Raw genomic sequence first — 26,974 nt, 5'->3', positions numbered from 1 at the left:
TAACGATTAGATTTTAGCCACACAAATCAAGCTAACAATACTTGTTGCAGTTTTAGCGGCAGCAACAAACCGGTCTGCTCCGCTTGTATATGTATGAATGATGCCGTCAGCAGTTTGAGTAGAGGTCCAGACTACACTAAGTCTTTTTAAGGATTCTTTCGTTCCGAATGGATCCAAAGAATAAGGACTGCTCGTAGTATATAAAGTATCCAACTGGATCGCATCGGGCAAGATCCAATCGGAATGCCCTGCAAAAGTTAAGCTTTCACAAAAAGCAATCGCTTGGGACTGCGTAATATTTCTATCAGCCGCTACTACTGCTCCCGCATTACAATTCGAAGAAACGTAATCATATAAAGCAATAGTGCCTGGATTGTAAGCAGTGCAAAGAGTCCATAAGAATTTATTTTGTGTATCAGTAACAGTACCATCATCATTGTCCACCAAGGCTGCCGTCCCACAATTATTACCACCTGTTGCTGATATAAATCCTGAACTATCAGCGATAACTGCTGGCAGTGATGCACTATAACTAGAATAACTTACCGGATTTGCTACCGTCTGACCGCAATGAAATGAATTGGCCGGTCCCCCTGTTCCCAATAATAAAAGTAAGCCGCTTAGATCTTGGCTAGGCCCACCACCACAATTGATTAAAGAAATATAAGAGAATAAGAATAGCACCGTCAGATGTTTCATAGTCAGGAAGATGCACCTAGTTCTTTTCCCGTCAAGCATCGAGCGACACTAGGGAACAAAAATCATAGAATTAGGAATATTCAATGGCAAAAACTAATTACTTTGGATTAGTTCGTTTAACACTGTTTAATAGAACCGTAGGCACAAAGGGGCAACTGAGCATTGTTAGATTAGAGCAAATTCTATTCTTTAGAAGCAAGCTCTTCCCATTCAGTGACCTTCCTTTGTAACTCATCTTGCAGGTTACTTAGTCTTTCTCCGGATTTTTTGGCAAGTTCCGGATCGCTTGACTGTAGGTTCTGGACCAGCTCCTTCTCCTCCGTTTCCAAAGAGAGGATCTCCTTTTCCAAGATCTCCAGTTTTCTTTTGTCTTGGTAACTTAGGCCCTTCTTCTTATTATCCGATTGTTTTTCAGTCGGCTTTGGAGCGCTTGTCTTGGTCCCCTTCTCTTCATAATCCCTGTATTCCAGATATTCGGAATAGTTTCCGGGAAATCGATCGACTCTTCCCTCTCCCTTGAATACGAAAAGATAATCCACCACCCGGTCCATAAAATAGCGATCGTGGGAAACGACGAGAACCACTCCCGGAAAATCGTCCAGAAATTCCTCCAATACGGATAATGTGGGAATGTCCAGATCGTTGGTGGGCTCGTCCAAGACTAGAAAGTTCGGGTTCTTCATAAGGAGAAGAACAAGATATAATCTCCTTTTTTCTCCTCCGGATAATCTCTCGATCCTCGTCTGTTGCAATTGAGAAGGAAATAGGAATCTCTCCAAAAATTGGGAAGCAGTCCAAAGACTTCCGTCCGACATTCGAATGCTCGGAGCGATCTCTTCCTTTACGTAATCCAACACCTTTTTAGCGGGAGGAAGATCCTTTCCCATCTGATCGAAATACCCGAAAGAAGTATTGAGTCCTGCGGAAACGTCCCCGGAATCCGGTTTTTCCCTCGCGGTAATCAGATTTAAAAGCGTGGTTTTACCGGCTCCGTTCGGCCCGACGATACCGATCCGTTCCTTCCCTTTAAAAACGTAGGAAAACCCGTCGATCAGAGGTGAGGCATAAGATTTTCGTATATTTTTTAATTCTAATATCTTCCCGCCCAGTCTGCGGCCGGAAACGGATATATCCAGAACGATATCTTTGCCCGCTTTCTTCCTCTCCAAGACCTCGTTCACACGATCCGTCCTCGCCTTTTGTTTGGTTCCCCTGGCTTTGGGTTGCCTTTTCAGCCATTCCAATTCGGTGCGAAGAAAAGATTTTCGTTTCGTTTCCTCCTTTTCCTCGATGGCCTGCATCTCCACTTTCTTTTCCAAGTATAGATCGTAATTTCCGGGAAAGACTCGAAATTCTCCCCGATCGATTTCCAGAATCCTATTGGCGATCTCCTCCAAGAAATATCGATCGTGAGTGACGAGAAGAACCGCCTTATCCGTACTTTTTAAATAGTCCTGGAGCCAAAGTATCGCGTCTATATCCAAATGGTTGGTGGGTTCGTCCAAAACCAGCATATTGGATTCTTCCGTAAGGGCCTGTGCAAGTGAGACTTTTTTGGCCATCCCTCCGGAAAGTTCTCCCATCCGTCGAGTCACGTCAGGAATATTCAATTCTCTTAATATATTTTTCAGCTTCGCTTCCAGTTCCCAGGCTTGACGGAGATCCATCTCCTCCATCGCGGAGTGATACTCCCTGTCTGCTTCTTCTCCCCCTCTCTCCAGATCGACACATGCCTTCTCGTATCTACGAACAGTTTCCATAAGGATTCCGGAGCCGGAAAGAATATGCTCCAATATCGTAAGGTTCGGATCGAAGGTGGGAAATTGTGCGAGAAAGGAAATCTTTAGCTCCCTATTTCTTACCACTTTTCCGGAGTCGCATTCTTCCGTGCCTAGAAGAATTCGCAATAGGGTGGATTTTCCGGACCCGTTGATTCCGAGTAGACCGGTCTTTTCTTCTTCGTCTATTCCGAAGCTGATTTGATCGAAAAGTAATTTGTCTCCGATTCTCTTACTGACTCGGTCTACGGATAACAGGTTCATCGCATTTCCAGAGTCTGGCACCGAAGAGATGGCGCAAGTCTAAACTAAGATAATTCATTAGGGAGTGATCGATCCGGCGGCGGATCCGCCGAAAGGGGGCGTTTATTTCGGGAGGGGAATTTGGATCCTATATCTTGTTCCTTTTTCCACGGGAAGCAGTTCCCATTTCGCTTTCAGTTTACTGAGTAGCATTCCGACCAACTGCAATCCTAGTCCGTCAGAATTTCTCACATCGAAACGTTCAGGCAATCCGACTCCATCGTCGCCCAAAACGATGGAAAATCCCGCTTCCGAACGGGAAAGCTCGATGAAAATTTTTCCCACCTGATTCCCTGGGAAGGCATATTTCAGTGAATTCGAAACCAGTTCGTTGAAAACGAGAGCGAGAGGGATCGCAGAGTCCAAATTCAATCGGATCTCCTCGGAATCTATCGTATACTCCACCTTTCGATTCGCTCCGAAAGACTGGACCAAGGCTACCATTAAATTATTTAAATATTCTTTGAAATCGGCGTCCGCAATCGTATCGTTCTGATAAAGTTCCTTATGAACCATAGCCATCGCTTGGATCCTTCTTTCGCATTCTTTCAGAATTGTCACAAGCTTGGGATCATCCGCAAAATCGGTCTGAAGACTCAATAGACTGGATACGACTTGTAGATTGTTTTTCACCCTATGGTGGATTTCCTTGAGCATTACCTCCTTTTCATCCAAGGATTTTCGTAAAGTTTCCTCATATTGGTAACGATCAGTCACATCCCGAATAATCTGAGTGGCTCCGATCATATTATGGCTCTCGTCCCGAATGGAACTGTAATTGATCTCTAGAACGACATCCTCTTTTACGAGTCCGGAAATTTTTCTTTCCACTCGAAATACCTCTCCGGTCAAGGCCCTACTCCAATTCTTGATGATTCTCTCTTTTTCTTCCTCATTATCCAAGGCCGCGTCAGTAATTCTATATCCCACGGTCAGTCTCTTTCCGTAAACTTTCCAGACCATGAGTTCAAAAGCGGTATTACATGAAATAATCCTTAAGTCCATGTCGACCGCGCATATGGAATCTTTTACACCCTCTATGATAGCCTGTAATCTATCGTTCGCCAGTAATATCTTTCTTCTGAGTTCGTTCAATTCCAGCTCGGCTTTCTTTCTTTCGGTGATGTCCCGAAAGATGACCTGCATGAACTTTCTTCCTCTCTGCTCGAAAGCGACTCCGGAAACCTCCACGGAAACATCGGAACCGTCCTTTCGTAGGAACCTTTCCTCCATAGATTCCAAGGGCTCCGACTTTAATATAGCTTGGATCACCCTCTCACCTACGAAAGGTCTGGATTCCGGATGCACAAAGTCTATGATCGGCTTTCCCTCCACTTCCTGTAAAGAATCGTAGCCCAGCATTTTTAATCCTGCTTCGTTTACGTAAATTAGGTTACCGTCCGCATGAAGACCTATCCCGTCCGGAGAAACTTCCACCAAGCGTCTGTATTTTTCTTCGCTGGAAAGCAATGCCGTTTCCCAGACGGTCCTGAGAGTGATATCTTTTAAGAATAATACGACTTCCTTGATCTTTCCTTCCCTCAAGAGTGGAGCGAAGGATGCCTCCAATTCCGAATTAGCCTCGCTAGGAAAAAGTTTCGTAAAATGCCATTTGACCTTTTCTCCGGAGAATGCCTTTGCCAATTGCGCGTTAAAGATATCCCTGTGTTCCTCGGCGACCAACGAGGAGACTTTCATCTCCCCGTCCAAACGGATTCCGAACTGTTTCTCTATCTCGTTTTTTCCGGAAGAATTCACGTATTGGACCCTCCCCGCCTGATTGATTCGGATTATCCAATCCTCCGTGCTATCTAATAATATTTTGATATAGGAAAGTTGGTCCTGTAGAACGATCTCGCTTTCCTTTCGAGGAGTGACATCCTGAACGGTTCCGTATATTTTCGTGACTCGCTTTTCATTCTCGTCCCATACGGGCCTACCGCTATCCCGGAGCCAAAAGATCTTTCCTTCCCGACCGTAAACCCTATATTCGTCGGTTCTCGCAGTACCTTTCAACAACGCCTGTATTCTTTCTTGAAGAAGAAGGTGATCCTCCGGGTGGAACGTGGAAAAATCGGACGGTTCTCGGATTACGATCCCGTCATGAAGAGCGATCCCTGCCAGAGCCAAAAATGCGTCGCTGGCCCAGATCAGATTCAGGGTTCCGTCTTCGCTTACGTCGACTCGGTAAATATAATCGTAGGATACTTCAGGGACAAGGTTCCGAATTTCTTGCTCCATTTTGGAGCGGAGTCTACGGTTTCGGAACCATTGAATGAGTTTGGAAAATCCCATCGTAACTCCGGGATCGAACGGTCCCAGCAACCGTGAATCTTATTTAATTAAGAATTCCTTATATATTTTGGCGACTTCTTCCGGTTTCTCCAACATAGGAACATGTCCGATATCCTTTAGAATCACCTTTTTAGAGCCTCGGATTCCCTTTTCCAGGACTCCCGCGCCGGAAACGCTTAAAACGCGATCCGTATCTCCCCAGAGGACCAAGGTCTTGGCCTTGATTTTTCCCATATTTTCCTGGAGCGGAAAACCTTCTTTTCGAATATCCTTAAATACTAATTTATTGAATTCGGCATTCTTAACCGCTCTTTCGCCGAAATAAGAAGCGACGAAGGAAGGAATCGACGGCGGGTTCACGAAAATGAACTTCATCAAATCTTGAAATTCTTCCGGATTATTTACTACCAGATTATTCTTTCCGTTTTCCAGATTCTTAGCGAGCTCGCTCTTTTCCGGGCTATTCACTCCGCTCGGTGCGAATAATCCTAAGGTAATCACCTTTTCCGGATACTTGGAAGCGTATACTCCGGATATGCAGCCGCCCATGGAATTTCCGACGATATGGAATTTTTCCCAGCCTACCGCTTTCACGAACGCGTCCAAACGGGAAACTTGTTCGTAGATGCCGTAATGCTCGTCTTGCAATCTCTCGTTCTCTCCGAAACCGGGTAGATCCATTGCGATTACGGTATAATCCTCGGTAAGACGTTTCGCAAAGCGGGTCCAGTTATCTTTGTCTCCGCCGAAGCCGTGAACGAGTAGGATCTTTTCCTTGCCCTCTCCACCTTCTAAATATACCCAATTCCAAGGACCCAGGCGTAGTTCTTTGCGCTCCAGATCTCCGGACCATCTTTCATATCCGATTCTGGATCGAACCAGGGCTCCGGTACAGGATACGAAACTCGAGGAAACGATCAGTAGAAATAGAAAGGATGCGGCGAACTTTTTCATTGGGTCAAAACTCTTAAGAGTATCTCTTTTTCAGCTCTCTCGCATATGCGAGGTCATGGGTTAGAAGTCTCATTCTCTTTACCAGATAGTTGGTAATCCCTTTATAGAATTTCAGGGCCAGTTCCTTGTCCGAATCCAAAATCTTCTGGAGATGTTCGTAGGGAATTTCCAGAAGCTCGCATCTCTCCATCGCTTCCACGGTCCCGGCTCTAGTCCCTTGGTCCAGAAATGGGAACTCTCCGAAATGATCTCCGGTTGCGATCGTGGTCACGCTTACATCGTCCCCTTTTTCCGTGGAGGTCAGAATTTTCAGGGTGCCGTACATCACGACATAAAAGGCCTTTGCCTCGTTTCCTTCCTGATAGACCGCGTCCCCTTGTTCCAGTACCTTATACTTGGTCTTCTCCGCAATTTTAGCCAAATCGTCCATGGAGAAGTTGGAGAATAAATAGATCTGGTGTAGAATTTCTTCCGTTGTATGTTGCATTTGAGTTTCTTACCGAAAGACCGAGTCTCTTGCCTAGAACAAAACCTTCAAGCTACTTTCCTCGGAAAGAATTGGGAATTCTAAGTCTGAAAAACGCTCCGTTTTCCGAGCCGAATTCGGGATCGGACTTCAATTGTTCGGAAAGGATCTGGACCAATTGGATGCCGATGGATCCCGCTTTTTGAGAATCATCCGGGACGAATCCCACTCCATCGTCCGAATAATAGAATTCCAGATCGTTTTCCTTTTTGGAAATCCGAACCAGTATCTTCCCCTTCCTACCTTCCGGAAAAGCGTATTTTAAGGAGTTCGTTAATAGCTCGTTCAAAATCAGGCCCAACGGAATCGCTTTCTCGATAGTCACTCCCAGAGTGAATAGTTCCAACTGCAATTCTACTCTTTGGATGGCTCCGTACACTCTCACAAGACTAGAGGAGAGAGCGGAGAAATAACTTTCCAAATCCACTTCGGAAAGATTGTCCGATTTATACAGTTCCGCATGCACAAAGCTCATGGATTTCACTCTATTCTCGCATTCCAAAAGGATCCGTTTCAAATTCGGATCCTCCGAATTCTCGTACTGCAATCCCAAAAGACTGGAGATCACCTGCAGGTTATTCTTCACTCTATGGTGGATTTCCTGGAGCATAAAATCCTTTTCATGCAAAGATTTTTGCAGAGTTCGAGTGAGTAGATTTCTTTCCGTTAGATCCCGAACGATCCCCATATAATGGGAATCCTCCAATCGGACCGCGTTCACTTCCGCTTCGATCAACCTGCCCGTCTTACTCTTGAAGCGCCTAGTGAATAAAATCGGCTTTCCTTGTTCCAGTTTGGGAATCTGCTCCAAGGTATTTCTCCAACTTTCTTGGTCCAAGACGTCTTGGAGAGTCAGGGATTGCAATTCATCCCGGCCGTATTCCAATAGCTCCTCGCAACGTCGATTGACTTCCTGGATGCGGGTTTCCCGATCCACTATGATGATCGCGTCGGATGCGCTTTCCACGAGAGATCTGTATCTTTTCTCACTCAGTTCCAATCGATTCATCGCGACTACTCTTTCGGTCACGTCGTATATGATGGAGAATAATACCCTCTTGCTTCCGAACTGTAAGGGCCCGCTGTAAACCTCCACATTCCGGATCTCTCCGCCTTTCAATCTATGCCTAAACAGGAAATACAATCGGGACTCGGCGGCGGCCCTTCTCATCTCTTCGAATACTTCTTCCTTGGTCAGAATATTGATCTGGGTTACGTTCATCCCCAATAGTTCCTCTCTGGAATATCCGTAGAATATGCAAGCGGCTTGGTTGACGTAAAGAATGCTGCCAGTATCCGGATCTAAAATCCATTTAATTGCTTGGTTGGTTTCGAAGATCTGTCGAAAGGGTAAATCGCTGGCAAGAAATTCCTTCCAGAAGGAATTCTCGATCTGATCCGCGGCGGTCTCTTCCTCCGGTTCTAATTCTAGCCAGATCGTTCCGTCATGAGAGAGCCAATTTGCAGAAAGTATAATATTCTCCGGAAACGAGATAGGGCTTTTGCCGGGAATCCAGGAGAAGCGAGCGCTTCCATTCTCTGCTCGAATGTTTTCCGCACCGATAAAGAAATCGGTTAAGGGAGCCCCAAGCCAGGAATCCAAGGGCAAATTGGTCTGGAGGATCCTTCCGGAAGAATCCAATAAAATGCACCAGCTTGGGAAGAAGGAAGACTTCATTTAGGTAAATACGGGGGAATCTAATTCCCCGGAATCATTCGATTTGAGAAAATCCTTTTTTTAGGCATCTCGGGCCGGATCCGGGAAATCCGGAAAAATAACTTGCGTAGCATTGTAAGGAACGGGAATTTGCATTTAAACCGACCATTATAGCGCACGCTACAGGAATCGAAAATATGGATCTCTCTTTCCTAAGTCAAAACAAAGAACTGATCGGAATCATCATGATGCCGTTCACCTACGGATTCGTGGGCTGGTTCACGAATGTCGTGGCCTTAAAGATGACCTTTTATCCCTTGGAATTCGTAGGGATTCCCCCCTATCTGGGTTGGCAGGGAATCGTTCCTAAGAAGGCTCAAAAACTTGCCTTGAAATCCGTGAATATCATGACCGAAAGGCTTATCAAAGTCGAGGACTTCTTCTCTAAGGTGGATCCCGAACAACTCGAGACGGAGTTCCAACCCATTCTGAACGATCTCATACCTTCCGCTACTCAAGAGATAGTTCATCATATCAATCCGGATCTACGCAAACATTTGGAGAACGGACACGGGGAAGAAATCGTTCGGGCCGTTCAGGAAAAATGCGCGCATACGGTGAAGAATATCATGACTCAGGTAAAGGAAAACGTCTCCTCCGTATTCAATTTCCGCTCCTTGGTATTAAGAAAACTCACCGGTCCGAACGTAAAACGTATCGTGGATATTTTCCAAGAAGTAGGATCCAAAGAATTCACTTTCATAGAACGCTGCGGTTGGTATCTGGGAGGAGCGCTCGGAATTCTACAGGCCATTCTATGGAATTACTTTCCTGTATGGTGGACCCTTCCGATCCAAGGGGTCATCGTGGGTTATATCACCAACTGGGTGGCTCTTACCATGATCTTCCGCCCTCTTTATGAAAAGAGACTCGGACCCATCAAATACAGAGGATTATTCCTAGCCAGACAGGAAGAAGTTTCCAAAAAGTATTCCAACGTATTTGCGACCCAGGTATTGACCGCAAGAAACGTGTTGGAAGAAATACTCTATAAGAGGGCCGCAAGAACTCTGGTAGAAACCATACAATCGGAAACCGAAGCGGCCGCCCAAAGATTGCATCTGAACGGAAATCTGGACATGGAAAACCGCGGAGAAGAATCCGATTTCGAAAACACCAAAAAAGAAGTCATTCGTACCGTTAGCGATTCCCTCGCAGGAGGTTCGAGCAAATTGGAAGCCTATATGGGAAGAGCTATGAGCATAGAGAATAATATGTTCAAAAGAATGAAGGACCTCCCACCGGAAGAATTCGAACCCATCCTAAGATCCGCATTCCAGGAAGACGAATACGTTTTGATACTCATAGGTTCTGTGCTTGGAGCCGTCGTGGGACTCTTGCAAGGTATATATATGTTGGTGGTTGCGTAAGAGAATATGGATACGATTCGAGTCAAGGAATCCGATCCCGAAACTTTTCTAAAAAAACTCAGTCGAGCGGTAGCCGGAGGAGAATTGGGTGCGATCGCAAAATTCGATCTGAAAGAAAACGATTTTTGCATCCGATTCTCCGGGTTAGGCGAATCCAAGATCTGGTATAAACTCGAGAAAGAAGGAGACGGCTTCTTTGCCACGAAGAAGCGGGAAAAGATTGCTTTACTCCATATCGCCTTTCGGGCAGAAATGGAAAAAAATCTTGCCGCTATTCTTTTGAGACTAGGGGCGGAAATTTCCTAAACGTTTTCTAAATGAAACAATTCGATTCGGATCCCAAAATCGCGACCTTGGCTTCGGGAATCCGGATTGCATACCGGGTTTTTCCGGGTAAATCCAAAATCCCTCTTTTCTGCATTCACGGATTAACGGGGAATCTCCGAAATTTCGAACCGATCGCGATCGCACTTTCCAAAAAAGGAATCACGGTAGTGACTTACGATCTGAGAGGAAGGGGAAATTCCGACAAACCCCAAGAGGAATATTCCGCAAAAATCCACGCAAAAGACCTGAAGGAACTCGCAAGTGCATTAGGTTATTCTAAAATATCCGTTCTTTCCCATTCCTTAGGCAGTTGGGTAACCCTCAGATTTTCCGAATTATTTCCGGGCTCCGTGGAGAAAGCGATTTTAGTGGACGGAGGCGGAGCTCTTTCACCTAAAAGAAAACTCTCCAATCTGATCATGATCCAAAGCTCCTTGGCGAGACTCGGGAGAATCGTGCCGAGCAAAGAGGCGTATTTGTCGGAGGCCAAAAAATCCCCTCTTCTCTCCGCCTGGAACGAAGATATACGTAATTTTCTAACCTATGAGTTGGAAACTAAAGGAATGCTCAGCACTTCTCTTAAAAATCCGTTAGGAGTTCCTCCTTTCGGTCCCGTGATCTGCAGCATTCCTCCTTTCGTGATAGAATCGGAATTGGAAAGCATGGGGGGTTCCATGACTCTCATGAAAATACTCCGCAATTTTATCCGGAACCCTCTAAGATTCCTTTCTATTCTAAAGGAAAACAATCGCCTGCCTTACGGGAGCATGAACTTTCCCGTTCTACTTGTCAGAGCATTAAAGCCGAATTTCAAACCGGGAGACGAACTTTTGCCGGATTATGCTGTAAAAAGGATGAGGAAGGAAATCCCGAATCTGGAAGTCCTGGAGCTAAAGGACAAGAACCATTACGAATGCGTGTTATTGCAAGATTCCGTTCGGGACAAGGCCATCCGGGATTTTCTTTCTAAGCGAATTTCGTAGTAGCTACTGCAAATGATATGAAATCCTTTTCAAATAAAAGAATAGAATGGGATATCTTACGGAAGAATAGCAAGAACCGTTTTTCTAAATCAAACCTTGTATTCTGGGACTGAATCAATCACTATATCCCCAACCTCTTTTTTGAGACTTCTGAAAGGAAATTCCGTTCCGCCGTCACATGCAAAAGCTCGCCCCCGCCCAGTCTCGGGTGGTGGAGGCGGGCTTGCGGGAGAATGCTGGGATTTGCTATATCAGAAAAGCTCGATTTCTGCAATGTGAATCTGCTTTTTCAGCGGAATTCTTATTCTATTTACGTAAAACCCTCCTTCGAAGAAGTAAGAGCATATTTCTCTTGCACCGACTCATTGAAAGACAGAGATCTTCTATTAAAAAACCGTAGTAGCTACTACAAATTCAGAGAGAAATATCCGTATCGGAAGTGACCAGAAAGGAATCGGTTCTAAAAAAAACATAGAGAAGAAGGAGAAGAAGAACCAAAACCGCAAGCACCAATCGCAAATCATACTGTAAGCGATGAAAGGGACCTCCTTCCCCTACCTCCGGCAATTTTTTAGGTCGCAAAGGCAGACCATTCTCTACCGCCAACTCTTGGATCCGAGTCAAATGGATTACAGGAACCTTCTTCTCATAAAATCGGGAAAGAACCGAGTCGCCAGACGGACTTACGGAATTGATCCGATTCAGTCCCGGGCGAAATTCCTTGGATCCGAATTTAGTTCCTACGGAAACGCTTCCTCCGCCCACGTTGATATAAGCCTTATAGTTATCGATTCCGTTCGCTTCGCGAGAATACAAACTCATTCTTTCTTCCAGACTCTCCGAAAAAGAATCGGAATGCATTAGGGAAATACCGTTTCTATCCGCGGCTTTAGAAAGAAGGCTTAAGCCCTCGGGACCGATCCCAACTCCTTTATCCTCTATCCCTCCCATGCTGAACGCAGTCGAACGGTAAGGAAAAATATTCTTTTTATATAATATACTTTCCATATCCGGCCAGAGGAAATCGGGTTCATTTGCCCCCCATTGAGAGGAAGAAATACTGGAAACGGTCACTAATTTTAGTCTAAGGGTCTTGGCCGCTGCATACACACAAATATTCAAAGCGGGAAAGGATCCTGAAAATCCCAGAGCGATAGTATCTCCTTCTTTTACGCCGGCTTCCTGTAGATATTCCAAGACCAGAGCCGAAAAATTCGGATTCACGGAAGTTTGTTTGGCGGCTAAAACTCCCAAATTGCTTGTAACGGGAGAGAAGAAGGTTCCGATAAGTCCGGATCCGGAAGGATCGAATTTAGGATCCGGAATTCTATTATTAAAACTTTTTTCTTTTCGGATTTCCTCAAAGGCAAGTTTAGCCAGAGAGGAAGCTTCTAACTTCTTATCTAATATCGCTTGAGATTCCGTTTTCCTACAAGCCTCCACAAGATACATACCCGTAAGAGAAAATAACGCGAGGATTAAAAAATAAATCCCGGAGCGCCGATTGGATTTCCAGTAGACCCCTTTCAATTCTATAACTCCGAAAATTCCGAACCTAAAAATAAAATCAATATTAGCCTAACGATCACTGAAGCGGTCAATAAGGAGGCCACGGTCTCCATCCAACCCTGTCTATCCATCCAAAGAGCGATGAGCCCTGGAATAATATGACCTACAGCTTGAATATCTTTCGAGATCGGAAGAACCGGATGGAGTCCGTTTAAAATCCATTCGTTACACAAAGCATCCAATAAGAAACCGGATAAAAGAAGAAGCGCCGTCCTTCTTTTTCCGTAAAGAATCGTGAATCGGGAAATACCTTTTGCAAATAGTAAGGCACATAGAGCGATTCCTAATGTGAGTAAAATCGAGAGGGGATTCCTAAGATGAAGGGCGAAATATCCCGGAACCACGAGGCCTCCCGCAATTCCGAAGAACTCGGAGAATACCAAACTGACTACGAGGCCGATACCGATGGAGATGCTCAATAAATCCATTATATACTAGAAAATTCCCGGGCTCCGACCCGAAACAAATCGGACAATTGCAGGCCCAGATCCGCAATATTTCCCAAGCCTACGATCAAAGTTCTATCCGAGGAAATAGAATGCAATAATTGGAATACTTCCAGATCGATTTTTCCTTCCGCATCCAGTATGGGAATTGATCGATTCCTACCTCCGATCAGAAAGGAACGGGTAGCCTCGCCGATGCAAACGATGAGATCCGGAGAATTCTCTATCCAATCCGAAATTTCCTCGGCCAATTGCCGGGACCTTTCCTGTCTGTCTTTCCTACAATTTACGAGGGCGATCCTTTTTTCCGCTCCGGGAAAATTCCGAACGGCGAAGTTCCATGCTTTTCTCGCGGAATCAGGATCGTTCGCGGCAAAGCCGTTGACGAAGCGAATCAATTTCCCTTCCGAAGCAAGTTCAACGGTCGTATTGGCCCCGGGATCCGGAAGAGCTTCCCACATTCCTTGCAAAGCCTTCTCTCTAGAAACCCCGAGAGAGAGGCAAACATTAAGCGCTAATCCCACATTTTCCGGATGTTCCAGATATCCGAACGCTTTCATCTCCTCCTCTCCCGGAAGATCTTCAGGAACAACGGAATAGAAATCGGAATTTCTCTCCTTCGTCAATTTTTCCAAAAGAGGTCCGTATTCCTTTTCGGAAGAGAATACGCTTCCTCCGAACGGCAAAGCGCTTGAAAAGGCTAAGGCTACGTCGAGTTTCTCGGGTCCCATAATTTCCAAATGATCTTCCAAAACGTTGGTGATCACGTAGTGCGTGGCCTTGATGAATTTTTCCTCGCTAATCCATTGATGAAAAGGCAAAAGCGCCATGCACTCGGAGACAAGGACTTCGGCGTCGTTTTCGGACGCCTCTCGGACCAGGATTTTTTGCTCGATAATATTAGGATATCCGAATCGAATGATATCCCTTTCCGAACCGTCCGGAAGAATCAATCTAGGCAGAGTCCCGGTAATCTTCGCGACGACCCTATATCCTCCCGCTCTTAATCCGGAAGCGATGAGCCTAGTAACTGAACTTTTTCCTCTAGTCCCGTTTACATGAATGCGGATTCGTATCTTGTCCCTTCTTTTACTGTGATTTCTGTATTCCAGCAAACCGAAGAATAGAAAAATCGAAAGAGAGAATGCGAGCATCAGAAAGCCGGACACAATCGGAATCTACGAGAATCGCGTCCAAAGTCAACAGGATTACCTAAGCATAACGGAAATGAGAGTAATATCGTCTTGGGGCGATTTTCCGCCCATATGTTTATCCATTTCATATACGATTTTTCTATGCAGATCGAATCCTTCCAGATCGGAATGATAGTATATCTTCTCTATCCTCTCTTCTCCGAAAGGATTCTGTTCCGAATCGAATTCCTCGAAGATTCCGTCCGTTAGCATCAGAATGGAATCTCCGGGCTCGTAGGAATACTCTTCTTCCGTAAATTCCATTTTTGCGAGCAGGCCCACCAATGAACCGGTTCTTTCCAGAAAACGGATCTGCTTTCCCGACTTCCATAATAACGCGGGATGTCCGGCGGAAGCGAAACGAATCTTTTTTTCGATCGTATCCACGTCCAGAATGAAGCAGGAAAAATACATCTGAAGATTCTTGAAGTTCCTACAATAGTCAGTATTGATCCCTTGCAGTAATTCGGAGGGAGAATCGGCCAGATACTTCAAAGGTTCGTAGACCCCTTTGATTGTCATGGTCACAAGAGCCGCCTGGACCCCGTGCCCGGTGGCATCCGCTAACAGTATCCGCAACACTCCCGGCTTACATTCGAATATATCGTACCAATCTCCGCCTACTTCCATAACGGGAAGATAGGTAACGTAAGTCTGTACTCCGGATAAGGAATAGTCGATCGGGGGCAGCAAGCTATTTTGGACCCGTTTAGCCAGACTCAATTCTTCCTTCATGGCGCGATAGGATCTGGACAACTCAGCGGATCTAATTTCCACCTCCGCCTCCAAATTCTGCAATAAATCCATTCTTTCCCGATCCACTTGCTTGAGTTCATCTATAGTCCCTCTAAGCTTTCTTTGGGTAAGAATGCGATCCGTTATATCACGAAAAATTAAAGTATATCCTATCCCGGAGGATGTGCTGACCCGAGAAACCGCGGCTTCCATAATCGGTTCGCTTCCGTTCTTTCTCTTCACCTTAAAAGGACCGAAGACTCCCCTCTCCGGTTCTTTAGCCAACCGGACTAGGACGGAGGACACGAATTTACGATGCCTTTCCGGAATCAAAGAAAGTACCGATTTACCTTTAAGCTCCCAGAAATCGTAGCCCAAGAGTCTCTCCGCGGCGGGATTTACGAGGGACAACTCCAAGGACTCGTTTAAGGAAAGAATGGGATCCAAAGAAGTCCGAACCAACTCGGATAATCTTTCTTCGGATTCCTTAAGTCTTACCTCTCCTTCCTTTCGAGTCGTTACGTCCCTGAGATAAACTGCAATGTCTTCGGAAGAAGGAAAGATTCTGACCTCGTACCAGATCCTATTCTTCTCATCCAGAATCTCCATGTCTTTAGGAAGACCGGATCGGATCGAATCCACCAGAAAAGGAAATAAAACGGAACCGTTGAATTGAGGGAGAATTTCGGGAAGTCTCTTGCCTACAAGGTTCTCTCGGATCACTTCCAAAAGCTTTTCGGCTTCGAAGTTGGCGTATTGGATCGTGAGATCCCGATCCAAGGAAAGAAAAGCGTCCGTGATTCTCTCCAGAATACGAATCACGTCCTTACGCGAGGCGGAGCGAAAGGCGGACTGGATTCCGGACGAATGTTTATCTGACTCGGACATGGAGGAACCTAAAGTTTGCTCCTCCTAAAAGCTAGGTCAAGAATTCTTTTCCGAGGCGGGTAGTAAGACGTGAAAGACGGCATTATTCCCTACCTGGGACTCCAATTCGATCTCTCCGCCCATCTCTCTTATGATATCGTAGCTCACGGATAACCCTAACCCTGTCCCGACCGAAGTAGGCTTCGTGGTAAAGAAGGGATCGAATATGCGGGGAATATTCTCATCGCTGATCCCGATTCCGTTATCCTTTACGGTGATCCGAACGTATTTTGTCTTATTACGAACTACTAAATCCTGACTCACTATAATACGCTTCTCTACGGAACCGGACGGGAATTTCTCGTTCAAAGAATCCCGCGCATTTGTGATGAGATTTAAGAAAACTTGCTTCAGTTTTTGAGGTTCCCCCAATACCAAGGGCGTGTCCGCATGAGAATCGGATACGGGAAAAAGCTCCTCGTCTTCTATCGCTATTCCGTCCCGCATCAAGAAAGGCATCAACAATTGTATCGAAGAATGAAGAATCTCTCCGGTGGAAATATAGGCCCGAATCCCCTCTTCCTTATGAGCGAATCCTAATAGACTTCTTACGATTCCCGAAATCCTTTCGCTCTCTCGGATGATGACTTCCACGTTTTTTTTCAGGCTTTCGTTGTTCTCCACCTGCTCTCTTACGATTTCGGCGTAATTTAGGATACCTGTGAGAGGGTTATTGATTTCATGAGCGACTCCGGCTGCGAGCGTACCCAAGGCCTCTAGTTTCTGCCTATGCCTTTGAGATTCCATTCTCTTCAGTCTATCGCTATCCGTTTCTCTTTGCTTGGTCGTATCCGAAATGGTGAGTAGAACTGCCTCGATTTCTCCTAACCGAGTTACGGGAGAAATTCTCACAAAATAATGGCTCCTTCTTCCCGTGAAACTACTCCACTCCTCTATGGAGTCCGGTCTTCCCGACTGAAGGACTCGACCGATACACGACTGAAGTTTAATACCGTCCTCGAGTTTCAGAATCTCGAATACGTTTCTTCCGATTACTCCTTCTACGGATCCACCACTTAAGGTTTTATTGATGAATAGAATATTGCCGGAAAGATCCAGAATCACCACGATATCCAGACCTTCCATTAGGAAGGATCTCCAACGATAGTCGGAATCGGAAAGAGAATATTCTTTCAGAAGCCCTTCTTCGTCCAACTCTTCGACTTGGACAAGCACCTGCCTATTCTCCGCGGGGATATCCGTCGCTCTTACGAAAACGTTTGCGTATCCTTTACCGGTATTGAAGCGGGTCCGGATCGAAAAGCTGTAATCCCTTTCCTTCTTAAAGCCGGAAAGAAAGGCATCCATTAGGCTTTCCTTATCGTCGGGATGGGCGAAATAAGTCCAAGAGAGTCGATTCTCTATTTCGGACTTTTTCTTTCCGGATAGAAGTTCAAATTTCTGATTCACTAGACTGATAGTTCCGTCCGCTTCCACCAAAAACGCCGCCACGGGTTGGTATTGGAAAAGGGAGCGATAAGAATTATCTCCGGAAGAAAGAACGTTGCCGTTTGGACTCAAATGCTTCTTTCCTCCCCATAAGCCGAACGACTTATATAATATGGGAAGTTGCTCTCGTTTGAAATATTACATGAGTATTAAAAAAAATGAAACTAATCGGTATAGAAAGAGATTCGGTCTCTTTTATAGATGCAGGAAAGGCAGAGTTTCGAAGGGAATCAAAGGAAATAGATCGGAAGCTTTAGGACATTCCGGTCCTAAAGCCCCAGGATTGACACAAAAATGTCAGTAAACTTTCAGCAATTCCACTTCGAAAATCAAAGTAGAATTTGCAGGGATATCTCCTGTGGAACGGCTTCCGTAGCCCAATTCGGGCGGAATCGTAAGTTTACGAACTCCACCTTCTTTCATGCCTTGCACTCCTTTGTCCCAGCCTTTAATTACTTGGCCGGAGCCCAGATCGAAATCGAAAGGACGTCCCCTGTCTTTGGAACTGTCGAATTTTTTGCCGTTCGTAAGCCAACCGGTATAATGTACGGTCACATGGGAACCGTTGAAAGCTTCCTTACCGGTGCCTTTCTTGATGTCCTTAATGCCTAATCCCTGGTTCTGAGCGAATACCGCCCCTGAAATTAGGACGGCTCCCACAAAAGATATCGCGTATATATAAGTTTTCTTTAAATTCATTTTCCTCGTCCTCCCGTTCTTCTGATTCCGGATCCGCTGAATCCGCCTTTATTGGTTTGGCTTGAGTGCACTTTCGTTTGACCCGGCTCTCCTTTTACGGATTGCTTTTTGTCGAATTCCTTTTTCCATTCTTCCGCGTCGACCACGGTGATTGCTTTTCCGGAAATCTCATGCTTGTTCAAACCTTCTAGCGCCTTCTTACCGGCTGCGTCTTCCATTTCTAAGGAACCGTATCCGAGAGAGCGCCCGGTCAACTTGTCCTTCTTGATGGAAATATGTTCGGCCTTTCCATATTTCGAGAATAATTTTCCCAAATCTTCTTCCGTCATTTCTTGGGGAAGATTGCCTACGGAAATTTTCATACCGCCTCCTATTTGTATCGTGACGATTTGCCGAGTTTTCCCGGTGAGACCGAAAAAACAGGGTTCGAACACCCATTCTTTCAGGTCCTTTAGAAACAGAAAGCCGATTTCAAACTTACCCTTTCGAAAAACAAACCCGAAGAAATTTGGGTTGTGGCGGTCTAATTGCCCGTAAAACTACCCAAAAGGCCCGGTCGGGCCGACACTTCCGGACATATTTTCCAGGATTATTTCAAATGGATATCTTCTTAATCATCGTAGTGATCATGGCTGTACTTGGAGTCATGGACCTACTCGTCGGAGTCTCCAACGATGCGGTAAACTTTACGAATTCTGCGATAGGCGCCCGTGCGGGTTCCCGTAGATTGATCCTAATCGTCTCGGCAATCGGGATTCTTTTGGGGGCCTTGAGCTCCAACGGCATGATGGAGGTGGCCCGCAAAGGAATCTTCCACCCCGAATTCTTCACGCTGGGAGAATTGATGTTTCTCTTTCTGGCGGTAATGGTCTCGGATATTCTTCTTTTAGATCTCTATAATACTTTAGGACTTCCTACATCCACTACGGTTTCTTTGGTATTCGAATTACTGGGAGCGGCTCTCGTTCTTGCGATCCTAAAAACCGACTCTTTGAACTCGGCATTCACGATCATCAACTCCGAATCCGCCTTAAAGATCATTTTCGGAATCGTGCTATCGGTTATCACCGCATTCTTCGCGGGAATGATCCTAATGTTCTTCTTCCGATTGATTTTCAGTTTTAAATTGGAAAAGACCTTTCCTTGGTTCGGCGGACTCTTTTCGGGGCTTGCGACTACCGTGGTCATATTCTTCGTTCTATTGACCGCTATGAAAGGTTCTACCTTCCTAAGTAAGGAACTCGTTTCCTATATCCAAGGGAATTTCGGCAATATTCTACTCTTAAGTTTCGCCGGTTTCTCCCTATTCTTCCAGGCGTTGATTTTTTTCAGAATAAACGTTTTGAAGATCATCGTATTATTGGGAACTGCGGCACTCGCTATGGCGTTTGCGAGTAACGACTTGGTGAATTTCATAGGAGTTCCTATAGCGAGTTTACAAACCCACGGACTCATCCAATCCGCAAACGGAGATGCAAGTACGCTCGCTGCCGGATTAGGCAAAGAGGTCTTTACAGATAATCGTCTACTGATCGGAGCCGCCCTCGTTATGATCCTGGCTCTTTTCAAATCCAAAAAGGCGGAGACAGTCACAAGAACCGAGGTGAGCTTAGGATCCCACGGAGAGACTGTGGAAAGTTATCAATCCAGCCTGGTCGCGAGAGTCTTTGTTCAGATTGCGGTAGGCATTTACGAACCTGTGAGAAGGATTCTTCCCTATTCTTTCCGGAATTGGATCGGTTCCAGATTTAAGAAATCCGGAACCGTGGAACTCGTGAGAATTCATGAGAGCGACGCATTCGATCTGCTAAGAGCCTCTGTAAATATACTCATAGCTTCCGCTTTGATTCTGATAGGAACCATAGAAAAACTTCCTTTATCGACTACGTTCGTAACTTTTATGGTCGCGATGGGAACTTCCTTAGCCGACGGGGCTTGGCAAAAGGAGAATGCGCTCAGTCGGGTCAGCGGAGTATTGACGGTCGTAGGCGGATGGTTCATGACTGCAGTCTTTGCATCCATTACGGGCGGACTACTCGCAGCTTCCTTCTATTATTTCCATTTCATAGCTGTAACGGTCGTTCTTGCCGCCGCTCTATTTTTGGTTCTCGCCTTCAATCGACTCCATAAGAAAAGAAAGGCGGATTACGAAGAGGATCTGGAAAAGCTGATCGTTTTGAATAAGCATCCGGACAAGGCTCTTTCCAAATCCGTTTCTTCCCTTTTAGCAAATCTGATACTTGCAAAAAAAGCGATGAATACTCTTTGCTCCGGATATATAGGAGGGAAGAAGAAGGATTTCAAACAGGCCAAAAAGATCCTGAAAAATTTGAAGAAAGGTTACGAGACCTCCCTCTCCGGCTTCCTATCGTTAGTCGATAAACATTTCGACGAAGCGGATTACCAAGCAATTCATCCATTTACGAATGCGATCGGCTACATAGACCGAATCACGGAAAATTTGGAGAATGTGCTGCGGACATCCACGGACAAGATAGACCGTTTCCAAACGGGACTCACTAAGGACGAGAGAGAGGATCTGAAAGAACTCAGAAAATTGGCGGAGGACATGTTCGAACTCTTGGCGGATTCGGATAAGGTCCCGGGGCTTCTCGAAAAAGCCAGATCCAAGAAAAGGACCAAAGAACTCGCCGACATAAAGGTTCGGATTTACAAAAACCAAATGAAGAGAATCCGAAAAGGAGACAGCAGGCTCAAATCCAGCGTGGCTTACTTCGTAGTGGTCGAAGAACTTTTGGATATCAACGAGAATTTAGTGAGTATGGCGGAGGAATTGGTATGGGTCCTGCCTTGGGTCGAATCCAAGAAGAAACAATTCCAAAAGAAAAATGCGGCAAATAAATTGGAATTTCCCGACCAAAAAGAGAAGAAAAAGAAGAATAAATAATTCTTAAATTAGGAACTCCTCGGACTTAAGAAAAAAGCCTTGGTCCGAGAACCTCCGAAATTCTTTTACTAGTATTCTCGTTTTGGAAACAATCGAGAATTGCTGCGAAGCAGCGGATAAGATGCACAACCACCAAGGCCGCCTTCCTCTTGGGACGACCCAGGCGTTTTATATTCTCTTAAGCCGAGTAGTAACTATACAAAATCGGTCCGAATGCGGTCACGAGTAACGTCAAACTCAAGACAATGATCGGAATAATGATATGTTCGTGTCTCGCAAAGAACCCCTTTCCTTCCAGACTCGGATCCTCGACCAACTGTTCTCGAACCACGTGTTTGGTTAACAAGTGATTGAGGGCTACAGGAGGAGTCAGATATCCCAACTCGAAGGAAACCAAAGCGGTCATCCAGAAATTCAGAGGATGGATCCCGTTTGCCTTCGCGATCGGATACAAGGTAACCGAAACGAGAATCACCGCACCGTAAGGATCCATAAGCATTCCTATGATGACTAAGGCCACAGTCAAAATGATCATAGCCGAAATCGGCGACCCCAGATGAGTCGGGAACAGATTGATCACTTCCGATCTTTCGAATACCCCTCCCATACAGGCGGATAATCCCATGAGCAGCAACAACGCTCCCAAATGGGAACCTGCATCGTAGGATGTACGGGAAAGTTTCACTTCTTCCTGCGCATGAACCGACCCAGCCACAGCATGCTCTCTCTTAGAAATTTTATAATCTATGGAAAGCAAGGCAAGCATAGCGATCGGCAGAATATAAGGCGCGGTATGCTCGTCGAAATGAGTTCCAAGTCCCAATACGATCGCAAGAACGATAGCAACGGAAACGAGCATATAGATCCCGAAGGGTTTGAACGCTTGCCAAGATTTTCCGAAAGCTCCGGACTCAGGCTTGATCTTCCAAGACTCGGTCCTAGTAAACCAACTCACGATCAGAAATAAAGTGGAAGAAACCGCAAACACTCTCCAACCCCAATAGAATAGCTCGTCGGTCGTAACGTCCAAATTCAAGGAAGCCACGATCACCACGAGTAAACATGGAGGAAGAACCACCCCCAAGCTTCCCGACATTGCGGTCGCTGCCAGGGCTCTTTCCTGAGTGGCCCCCGCTCTACGCAATTCCGTAAATACGGTGGCTCCCAACGCGAGCACCACGATTCCGGAAGCTCCGCTATATGCGGTAGGAAGCGCTGCCACCACCACGATGATCACCGCCAATAATTCCGAAGGTAATTTCCAAGGCTTAAGAAGATCGAAAAATCTTCTACCTAAGGAAGTATCTCTTAGCAGAATTCCCGTCCAAACGTACAGACCGATCTGAATGTACAGAGTCGCGTGAGCCGTTAATTTCTGCAGATAGATGGCAAGACCGGCCGGGTGGTGTTCCAGAACGAAGAAATACAGACCGCATACGATCGCCATCCAGCAATACAAAGGGATACAAAGTAAGGCGTTGGAAAGCTTGGTATTTTGCCTGCCTTCTCCCTGTCTAAAAACAGGATTTTTTAAATTATAGAAATTTAATCCGGCTAAAAGAGCCATCCCGAATATCCACAGGACCTGAATCTGAGCCTCCACGCCTTTCTGTAAGGGATACATGAATGCTGCGGAAACAAGAACGATCGTATTGGCAAGAATCTGGCTATACTCCGCGAATTTTTCCTCTTTGGAATTTTCGGGATTTCGTAAAGCGATATGGTATCTTCTGGTCGTCGAAACGGTTCCTGCGACCAAGAGTAGGACCACCATGGTCATCGGGATATAATCGATCGCCGAAATCGTAATCCATGACAAACGCCTCTCGATCCCGCAATAGGTAGATTGGGCCCAGGTCAGGCTGGTGGCGAGTTTCGCGAGCTCTATTTGAGTCTCAGTCGGTCCCGTAGGAGCGGCCTCCGCCGCCTTAGCGTTATCGTCGCCTAATCCGAGTTCATCGAGAGCGGCCATATCCGCATCGCTTACTACCGCCTTCTCCTCGGTTGCGGCGCTTGGGTCGACAACGCACACATTGCGAATCATCGCGTAGTTAGGCCAAATACTTCCCCCTAAGCCTAAAAGTCTGGCCTGAATCAGCTGGCTCCCGCTCTGTACGAGAGGAACGAAAAGAAAGAATAATACGGCCCAGGAAACGATATTTCTCCACATAAGATAAAACCTCTGGAATCTGCGATTGAATGACGACGGGAGAGAATTCTCCCGCCTTAATTTTTATGTTTTAGCGATCGTTCTTACTCAAGATTGTCCGAACACTCGGAGGCTTCCTTATCCACGGAGCAACGAACCCTTTTCATCAACTTGAGGATGGTAGGATGGTATACCTTCTTATCTCTCAATTTGATACGAACTTCCCTAAATTTTTCGAAATAATTCTTCTGAAGGTCCTTAGGAACTTCCAACCAATATTTGGCGGGAATCTCCTGCTCTGCCTTTTTGGTGAGAGAAAGCATGGATTCGAACTGGGTTGCCGCCCAAGCTCTGGAAGTGTTTCCGAAACCGTCCGGAAAGTCCTTGTGACGTGCGACGACCTGGAAGGTCAATTGTCCAATAGGGAAACGAACGATCCCGCCATTAGGCGAAATACCCTTCATCAGCTCCAAGGGTTTGATTCCTATCGCGGGAGAATAACATGCGTCCGCTCTTCCGTTATTAAAGATCCCTGCAAAGGTCGCGATTTCTGCAGGAACCATGGAAGCGCCAACGATATCCACCATAGTGGTTGCAGCTTGGTCATAAGTCAGTGTGGCGATCTTTTTCCCCGCCAAATCCTTGATATCTTTCAAGTTTTTATCTCTCAAAAGCAGATAGACCGCTCCTCCGGGAAACATAGCCATGGTTTCATAATCCCCGTCGGTATTCAGTTCCCGAACCTTAGGATTAGAAAGAGCCTCGATGGTCTTACGCAAAAGATCGTAGCTCGGCAATGCGCCGATAGCCTCGATGGAACCGGACTCATGCACATATCCTCTTACTCTAAGCGAGGTCAAGAGTGCCATACTGCATTTTCCCGCCTTGAAATCCGAATTGGCAACTACCTCGTCCGTGTATGCCTTCAACTCCAAACGGATTCCCCAAGACAATGCTTGAGCTTGGTATCTTTGCGCCGCTTTGAAAAGGTCCCCGTGAGCTCCGGATGGATCGAATACGCACATGGATCTATCCACGGTTTCCGCCGCATCCAAGGATCGGATCCCCGTAGAAATCCATGCCGATAGAATAATTGCCGTCGGTATGAGAAACTTCTTCATATAGTTTTTTCTCCTTAAGGTTCTGCTAATTTCGTTTTCCATCCAAGAACCTGTTGCTCAAAGATCTTTGAGAAGATCGTCTTCTTCTTTAGTGTTTTTCTTTTTTCCGGGGAAAGAGGAGAAGTTGATCGGTCCCCTATGCCCTTTTTCTTTCATCCAGATTTTGTCCGATTCGTGGCGGGATAGATTCTCCGCAAACGCTTCTAAGAATAAGTACTCTTTCTTGGGAGGAACTTGAGCCAGAGATTTGGAATGTTCTAGAATCAATTTCTTGATCTTCTCCACATCTCCCTTTCCCGCAGCGGCTTGTATCTGGAAGGCTCTGGACAAACGGACTCCCGCTTGGTCTCCCAATTTCACCGCCTCCTCCATTTGTTTATTCGGATCCTTTCCTTCCGGAGTAGCCCCGGGAACCGAAAGCCAAACCACCGCCTCCAATGCCAAAGGAGTTCCCCACCATCTTTTCGGATCCAAACATTTGGATCCTTGGGAGACTACGCTAGGAACCTCTCTCGTGATTCCCGCATAACCTTGGGATGCAAAATCATGAAGAATGGCCAGTAGGCCCGAAGACAATCCGACTAAGTAATATAACTCTTCGTCTTCGCTAATCGAAGGACATTTTCCCTGCCATTCTCCGAAATATTGTAGAAAACGATTATGAGCGTCTCCGTACCGTTTGGCGGCGACGCCATGCCAGCGTATCTGCATCGCTTGGTGGTCTAGTGCCTCTTCCCCTTTTCCCTTGCGAACTGCGGCTATGTATAATAGTTCCGCTTCCTGAGCTTTCCTCTCGGCGCAGACTCCGGCTCCCATCTGAGCCACCATTGTCGCGAGTTCCACGGAAGCTCCCGTCCTTTCGAACGAGGCTACTAGGGGTCCAAGCGCCGTTCCTCCGGTGCAAATCGCATCAATATCGTCGGTTCCAAGATAGAATGGAACCAAGTGATCTTGGGCATAAGAATTCAGCGTCTTTCCGGTAATCCGATATACGAGGGAGCAATTGATTAGGTTTATTGTAACAATCGTTACAAATAAAAGGATTCGTTTATTCATCTTGGGTAGGGGTTATTTTTCTAATTAGAATTTTGGGGGATTCTGGAAGAACCTACAGAGAGGTTTTCCTTCGTCCAATATTTTTTTTTGAATGACCGTTTTATTTTATGGTGCAGTGTTTCCCAAAAAAGAATCAGTTCACAGGAGAAGCAACCCGGATCTTTTCGATCAATGTAACCGTCTCTTGGTCCGGATCCACACCTAGTTCTTTTTTTAGAATCTTCTTCATATCTTCGAACTTACGTAGTGCTTCGTTCTTACGATCCAATAATTGTAAGGATTCGAAATGGAAACGCCAGGCTCTCTCGTCCAAATCGTCCAAACGAATCCAACTCTCCGAGTCCGAGAGTAAAGCGGTCGCATCCCCCGTTTTTTGCGAGGATTCGCATAAAATCCTATAGATTTCGATCAGATTCTTTCTCAGATATTCTCTCTTCAATTCCGATTCCGGAAAGTATAGATCGAATTCGAAGAAGTCGCCTTTGTACAATTCCTGGGCCTTTCTATAGCTTGCAACTGCCTCGTCTTCCTTGCGATTTCTAAATAGTTTACCCGCATTTTCGAACTCTTGTTCGAACTCAACGAAATCCGCCTCTACAAGTTCCGTATGAAAATACAAACGATCCTCGGCGAAGACGATCGCTTCCGGGTTTCCTAGAATTTTACGAAGTCGGAATAGGAGCGCATGTAGGCTATTCAGCGCATTCTTCTCGGACATTCCCGGCCAAAGGTTCTCCAAGAGTTCTTCCTTATGGATCCCTTTGCCGAATCGAACCGTGAGTAGTTTAATGAGTTTTAAGAGCTTTTTCTTACTGGAGTATTCTGCAGCGGGAATCTTTTTCCCGTCCAGATCCAATTCCAGAGGACCCAAGACCTTGATCCTCAATTTCTTGGAATTCGCTGCCTTTCCTTTTGCAATCTTCCTATCGGAATCATCCGATCGACTCGCTGTCTTGGCGTCCGCAAACGAAGCCACTTCTGGCTTGGAAATCCATTTTGCTATGGATTCCTTGAATTCGATCCGGACTTCCCTCTCCGACTTATTGACCGTTAGAAAACTATCCACGGAGAACATGAGAAATAAAAAGCTGAAATGGGAGGTGTATGGGATTTCGATGATATTACTTGCAACTAGTATATCCAGGATCACGCTCGAGAAGAATAGTATGAGTCCGTAGAGTAAAAACCGATTGCGGAAGCGATTCCTTAAGAATTGGGTCATTACCTTGATCAAACACCAAATGATCAGAGTGATCCCGCATAGAAATACGTATTGTACAATTGCCGGTTGGTCCGTCTCGTAGATGATGATGCCTAACGCCGGGAATATCCTAGGATGCGATACGCTCATCGTATAAGCGGTGGGATCCTGAGTGATCACTCCGGCTAAGAGAAGATTCATTATCACATAAAGATAAATGAAATCTCTGCTGAAAATTCTCTTGTAACTATTGATAAACAATGCTATAAATGTGGCAAATATGGGAACAAAAACGTTCTCCATTCTTTCCCAAACCAAGGCTTTCTCTGCGCCTTCCGCATTGATAGTCTGAGTGAAACAGAATAAGTAAGCGCCGTATGTAACTTGCAATAAGGCGAAGTGAAGTAGATACACCTGCTTCCGGTTCTTAAAATAGAGAACCAAATTATGGAAGGTACGGTAAACTAAAACCGTCACGACCAAATAACAAGAGAGCTGGTAGTACGTCATATTCGACTTTCGTTTCCTATCTTATTCCGATTCCTGCAACCTATTTATGTAAACGAGAC

Annotated in this window: 21 protein-coding genes; 4 read left to right on the top strand and 17 right to left on the bottom strand. The window is 45.7% G+C overall.

Annotated features, from left to right (window positions below):
- Positions 1-6 precede the first annotated feature (6 nt).
- The 6 genes from LEP1GSC061_RS06885 to LEP1GSC061_RS06860 form a co-directional block, all read right to left on the bottom strand.
- The gene (locus tag LEP1GSC061_RS06885) at positions 7-699 is read right to left on the bottom strand and encodes an Lcl domain-containing protein (protein ID WP_016544941.1); all 693 of its coding nucleotides are present in this window, start codon (positions 697-699) and stop codon (positions 7-9) included.
- A 182-nt stretch (positions 700-881) separates the two neighbouring features.
- On the bottom strand, positions 882-2,741 hold the full coding sequence (locus LEP1GSC061_RS06880) for an ABC-F family ATP-binding cassette domain-containing protein (protein ID WP_016545057.1): 1,860 nt from the start codon (positions 2,739-2,741) through the stop codon (positions 882-884).
- 102 nt (positions 2,742-2,843) lie between these two features.
- Positions 2,844-5,075, bottom strand: coding sequence for a PAS domain S-box protein (locus tag LEP1GSC061_RS20805; protein WP_016544774.1), 2,232 nt, complete (start codon positions 5,073-5,075; stop codon positions 2,844-2,846).
- Positions 5,076-5,114: 39 nt separating this feature from the next.
- Positions 5,115-6,029: an alpha/beta fold hydrolase gene (locus LEP1GSC061_RS06870; RefSeq protein ID WP_016544778.1), complete on the bottom strand. Its 915-nt coding sequence runs from the start codon at positions 6,027-6,029 to the stop codon at positions 5,115-5,117.
- Between the two features lie 13 nt (positions 6,030-6,042).
- Positions 6,043-6,516 (bottom strand): cyclic nucleotide-binding domain-containing protein, encoded by a 474-nt coding sequence (locus tag LEP1GSC061_RS06865; protein WP_016544735.1) that lies wholly within the window; start codon positions 6,514-6,516, stop codon positions 6,043-6,045.
- A 52-nt stretch (positions 6,517-6,568) separates the two neighbouring features.
- Positions 6,569-8,233, bottom strand: coding sequence for a sensor histidine kinase (locus LEP1GSC061_RS06860; protein WP_016544638.1), 1,665 nt, complete (start codon positions 8,231-8,233; stop codon positions 6,569-6,571).
- 176 nt (positions 8,234-8,409) lie between these two features.
- On the opposite strand from LEP1GSC061_RS06860, the gene LEP1GSC061_RS06855 reads away from it, so the two are divergent.
- From LEP1GSC061_RS06855 to LEP1GSC061_RS06845, 3 genes are read left to right on the top strand one after another with little or no spacing between them, the layout of a single operon-like run.
- Positions 8,410-9,642, top strand: coding sequence for a DUF445 domain-containing protein (locus LEP1GSC061_RS06855; protein ID WP_016544501.1), 1,233 nt, complete (start codon positions 8,410-8,412; stop codon positions 9,640-9,642).
- Positions 9,643-9,648: 6 nt separating this feature from the next.
- Positions 9,649-9,948, top strand: a complete 300-nt coding sequence (locus tag LEP1GSC061_RS06850; protein WP_016544849.1) for a hypothetical protein — start codon at positions 9,649-9,651, stop codon at positions 9,946-9,948.
- 11 nt (positions 9,949-9,959) lie between these two features.
- Positions 9,960-10,952: an alpha/beta fold hydrolase gene (locus LEP1GSC061_RS06845; protein ID WP_016545094.1), complete on the top strand. Its 993-nt coding sequence runs from the start codon at positions 9,960-9,962 to the stop codon at positions 10,950-10,952.
- Positions 10,953-11,366: 414 nt separating this feature from the next.
- Here LEP1GSC061_RS06845 and pgsW read toward each other — a convergent pair whose 3' ends face one another.
- From pgsW to LEP1GSC061_RS06800, 7 genes are all read right to left on the bottom strand, one after another.
- The gene (gene pgsW, locus LEP1GSC061_RS06835) at positions 11,367-12,482 is read right to left on the bottom strand and encodes a poly-gamma-glutamate system protein (protein WP_016544324.1); all 1,116 of its coding nucleotides are present in this window, start codon (positions 12,480-12,482) and stop codon (positions 11,367-11,369) included.
- Positions 12,483-12,484: 2 nt separating this feature from the next.
- Positions 12,485-12,949 (bottom strand): poly-gamma-glutamate biosynthesis protein PgsC, encoded by a 465-nt coding sequence (gene pgsC / locus LEP1GSC061_RS06830; RefSeq protein ID WP_016544393.1) that lies wholly within the window; start codon positions 12,947-12,949, stop codon positions 12,485-12,487.
- Positions 12,949-14,136, bottom strand: coding sequence for a poly-gamma-glutamate synthase PgsB (pgsB, locus tag LEP1GSC061_RS06825; protein ID WP_052006499.1), 1,188 nt, complete (start codon positions 14,134-14,136; stop codon positions 12,949-12,951). Before pgsB ends, pgsC begins: the two co-directional genes overlap by 1 nt.
- A gap of 39 nt (positions 14,137-14,175) precedes the next feature.
- Complete coding sequence (locus LEP1GSC061_RS06820; protein WP_016544578.1) at positions 14,176-15,783, bottom strand: SpoIIE family protein phosphatase; 1,608 nt, start codon at positions 15,781-15,783, stop codon at positions 14,176-14,178.
- A gap of 36 nt (positions 15,784-15,819) precedes the next feature.
- Positions 15,820-17,343 (bottom strand): PAS domain-containing sensor histidine kinase, encoded by a 1,524-nt coding sequence (locus LEP1GSC061_RS06815; RefSeq protein ID WP_016544823.1) that lies wholly within the window; start codon positions 17,341-17,343, stop codon positions 15,820-15,822.
- A 225-nt stretch (positions 17,344-17,568) separates the two neighbouring features.
- Positions 17,569-17,970: an FKBP-type peptidyl-prolyl cis-trans isomerase gene (locus LEP1GSC061_RS06805; protein ID WP_016544528.1), complete on the bottom strand. Its 402-nt coding sequence runs from the start codon at positions 17,968-17,970 to the stop codon at positions 17,569-17,571.
- Positions 17,967-18,332: an RNA recognition motif domain-containing protein gene (locus tag LEP1GSC061_RS06800; RefSeq protein ID WP_016544911.1), complete on the bottom strand. Its 366-nt coding sequence runs from the start codon at positions 18,330-18,332 to the stop codon at positions 17,967-17,969. The genes LEP1GSC061_RS06805 and LEP1GSC061_RS06800 overlap by 4 nt, the downstream gene beginning before the upstream one ends.
- 236 nt (positions 18,333-18,568) lie before the next feature.
- Between LEP1GSC061_RS06800 and LEP1GSC061_RS06795 the strand changes: the two genes are divergently transcribed.
- Positions 18,569-20,878 carry an inorganic phosphate transporter gene (locus tag LEP1GSC061_RS06795; RefSeq protein WP_016544802.1) on the top strand — a complete coding sequence of 770 codons (2,310 nt, stop codon included), beginning with the start codon at positions 18,569-18,571 and terminating at the stop codon, positions 20,876-20,878.
- A 178-nt stretch (positions 20,879-21,056) separates the two neighbouring features.
- Here the strand turns inward: LEP1GSC061_RS06795 and LEP1GSC061_RS06790 are convergent, their stop codons facing one another.
- The 4 genes from LEP1GSC061_RS06790 to LEP1GSC061_RS06775 all read right to left on the bottom strand — a co-directional run bounded on the left by LEP1GSC061_RS06790 (position 21,057) and on the right by LEP1GSC061_RS06775 (position 26,915).
- Positions 21,057-23,048: a TRAP transporter large permease subunit gene (locus tag LEP1GSC061_RS06790; RefSeq protein WP_016544689.1), complete on the bottom strand. Its 1,992-nt coding sequence runs from the start codon at positions 23,046-23,048 to the stop codon at positions 21,057-21,059.
- A gap of 83 nt (positions 23,049-23,131) precedes the next feature.
- The gene (locus tag LEP1GSC061_RS06785) at positions 23,132-24,148 is read right to left on the bottom strand and encodes a putative solute-binding protein (RefSeq protein ID WP_016544866.1); all 1,017 of its coding nucleotides are present in this window, start codon (positions 24,146-24,148) and stop codon (positions 23,132-23,134) included.
- Positions 24,149-24,205: 57 nt separating this feature from the next.
- Positions 24,206-24,991 (bottom strand): hypothetical protein, encoded by a 786-nt coding sequence (locus LEP1GSC061_RS06780; protein ID WP_232218379.1) that lies wholly within the window; start codon positions 24,989-24,991, stop codon positions 24,206-24,208.
- Positions 24,992-25,337: 346 nt separating this feature from the next.
- Positions 25,338-26,915: a BTAD domain-containing putative transcriptional regulator gene (locus LEP1GSC061_RS06775; RefSeq protein ID WP_016544537.1), complete on the bottom strand. Its 1,578-nt coding sequence runs from the start codon at positions 26,913-26,915 to the stop codon at positions 25,338-25,340.
- Positions 26,916-26,974: the final 59 nt, after the last annotated feature.

The sequence above is a fragment of the Leptospira wolffii serovar Khorat str. Khorat-H2 genome (assembly GCF_000306115.2).
In the GTDB taxonomy this organism is placed as follows: domain Bacteria; phylum Spirochaetota; class Leptospiria; order Leptospirales; family Leptospiraceae; genus Leptospira_B; species Leptospira_B wolffii.
The sequence above is the reverse complement of the archived record's forward strand: the minus strand, read 5'-3'. Positions and strand labels throughout refer to the sequence as shown.

Excerpts from the sequence above, each read along its gene's own strand:
- LEP1GSC061_RS06865 (WP_016544735.1), bottom strand. The coding sequence starts at position 6,516 with ATGCAACATACAACGGAAGAAATTCTACACCAGATCTATTTATTCTCC.
- LEP1GSC061_RS06775 (WP_016544537.1), bottom strand. The coding sequence starts at position 26,915 with ATGACGTACTACCAGCTCTCTTGTTATTTGGTCGTGACGGTTTTAGTT.
- LEP1GSC061_RS06850 (WP_016544849.1), top strand. The coding sequence starts at position 9,649 with ATGGATACGATTCGAGTCAAGGAATCCGATCCCGAAACTTTTCTAAAA.
- LEP1GSC061_RS20805 (WP_016544774.1), bottom strand. The coding sequence starts at position 5,075 with ATGGGATTTTCCAAACTCATTCAATGGTTCCGAAACCGTAGACTCCGC.
- LEP1GSC061_RS06855 (WP_016544501.1), top strand. The coding sequence starts at position 8,410 with ATGGATCTCTCTTTCCTAAGTCAAAACAAAGAACTGATCGGAATCATC.
- pgsC (WP_016544393.1), bottom strand. The coding sequence starts at position 12,949 with ATGGATTTATTGAGCATCTCCATCGGTATCGGCCTCGTAGTCAGTTTG.
- LEP1GSC061_RS06880 (WP_016545057.1), bottom strand. The coding sequence starts at position 2,741 with ATGAACCTGTTATCCGTAGACCGAGTCAGTAAGAGAATCGGAGACAAA.
- LEP1GSC061_RS06860 (WP_016544638.1), bottom strand. The coding sequence starts at position 8,233 with ATGAAGTCTTCCTTCTTCCCAAGCTGGTGCATTTTATTGGATTCTTCC.
- LEP1GSC061_RS06845 (WP_016545094.1), top strand. The coding sequence starts at position 9,960 with ATGAAACAATTCGATTCGGATCCCAAAATCGCGACCTTGGCTTCGGGA.
- LEP1GSC061_RS06800 (WP_016544911.1), bottom strand. The coding sequence starts at position 18,332 with ATGAAAATTTCCGTAGGCAATCTTCCCCAAGAAATGACGGAAGAAGAT.
- LEP1GSC061_RS06790 (WP_016544689.1), bottom strand. The coding sequence starts at position 23,048 with ATGTGGAGAAATATCGTTTCCTGGGCCGTATTATTCTTTCTTTTCGTT.
- LEP1GSC061_RS06795 (WP_016544802.1), top strand. The coding sequence starts at position 18,569 with ATGGATATCTTCTTAATCATCGTAGTGATCATGGCTGTACTTGGAGTC.
- LEP1GSC061_RS06820 (WP_016544578.1), bottom strand. The coding sequence starts at position 15,783 with ATGTCCGAGTCAGATAAACATTCGTCCGGAATCCAGTCCGCCTTTCGC.
- LEP1GSC061_RS06805 (WP_016544528.1), bottom strand. The coding sequence starts at position 17,970 with ATGAATTTAAAGAAAACTTATATATACGCGATATCTTTTGTGGGAGCC.
- LEP1GSC061_RS06785 (WP_016544866.1), bottom strand. The coding sequence starts at position 24,148 with ATGAAGAAGTTTCTCATACCGACGGCAATTATTCTATCGGCATGGATT.
- LEP1GSC061_RS06870 (WP_016544778.1), bottom strand. The coding sequence starts at position 6,029 with ATGAAAAAGTTCGCCGCATCCTTTCTATTTCTACTGATCGTTTCCTCG.
- LEP1GSC061_RS06885 (WP_016544941.1), bottom strand. The coding sequence starts at position 699 with ATGAAACATCTGACGGTGCTATTCTTATTCTCTTATATTTCTTTAATC.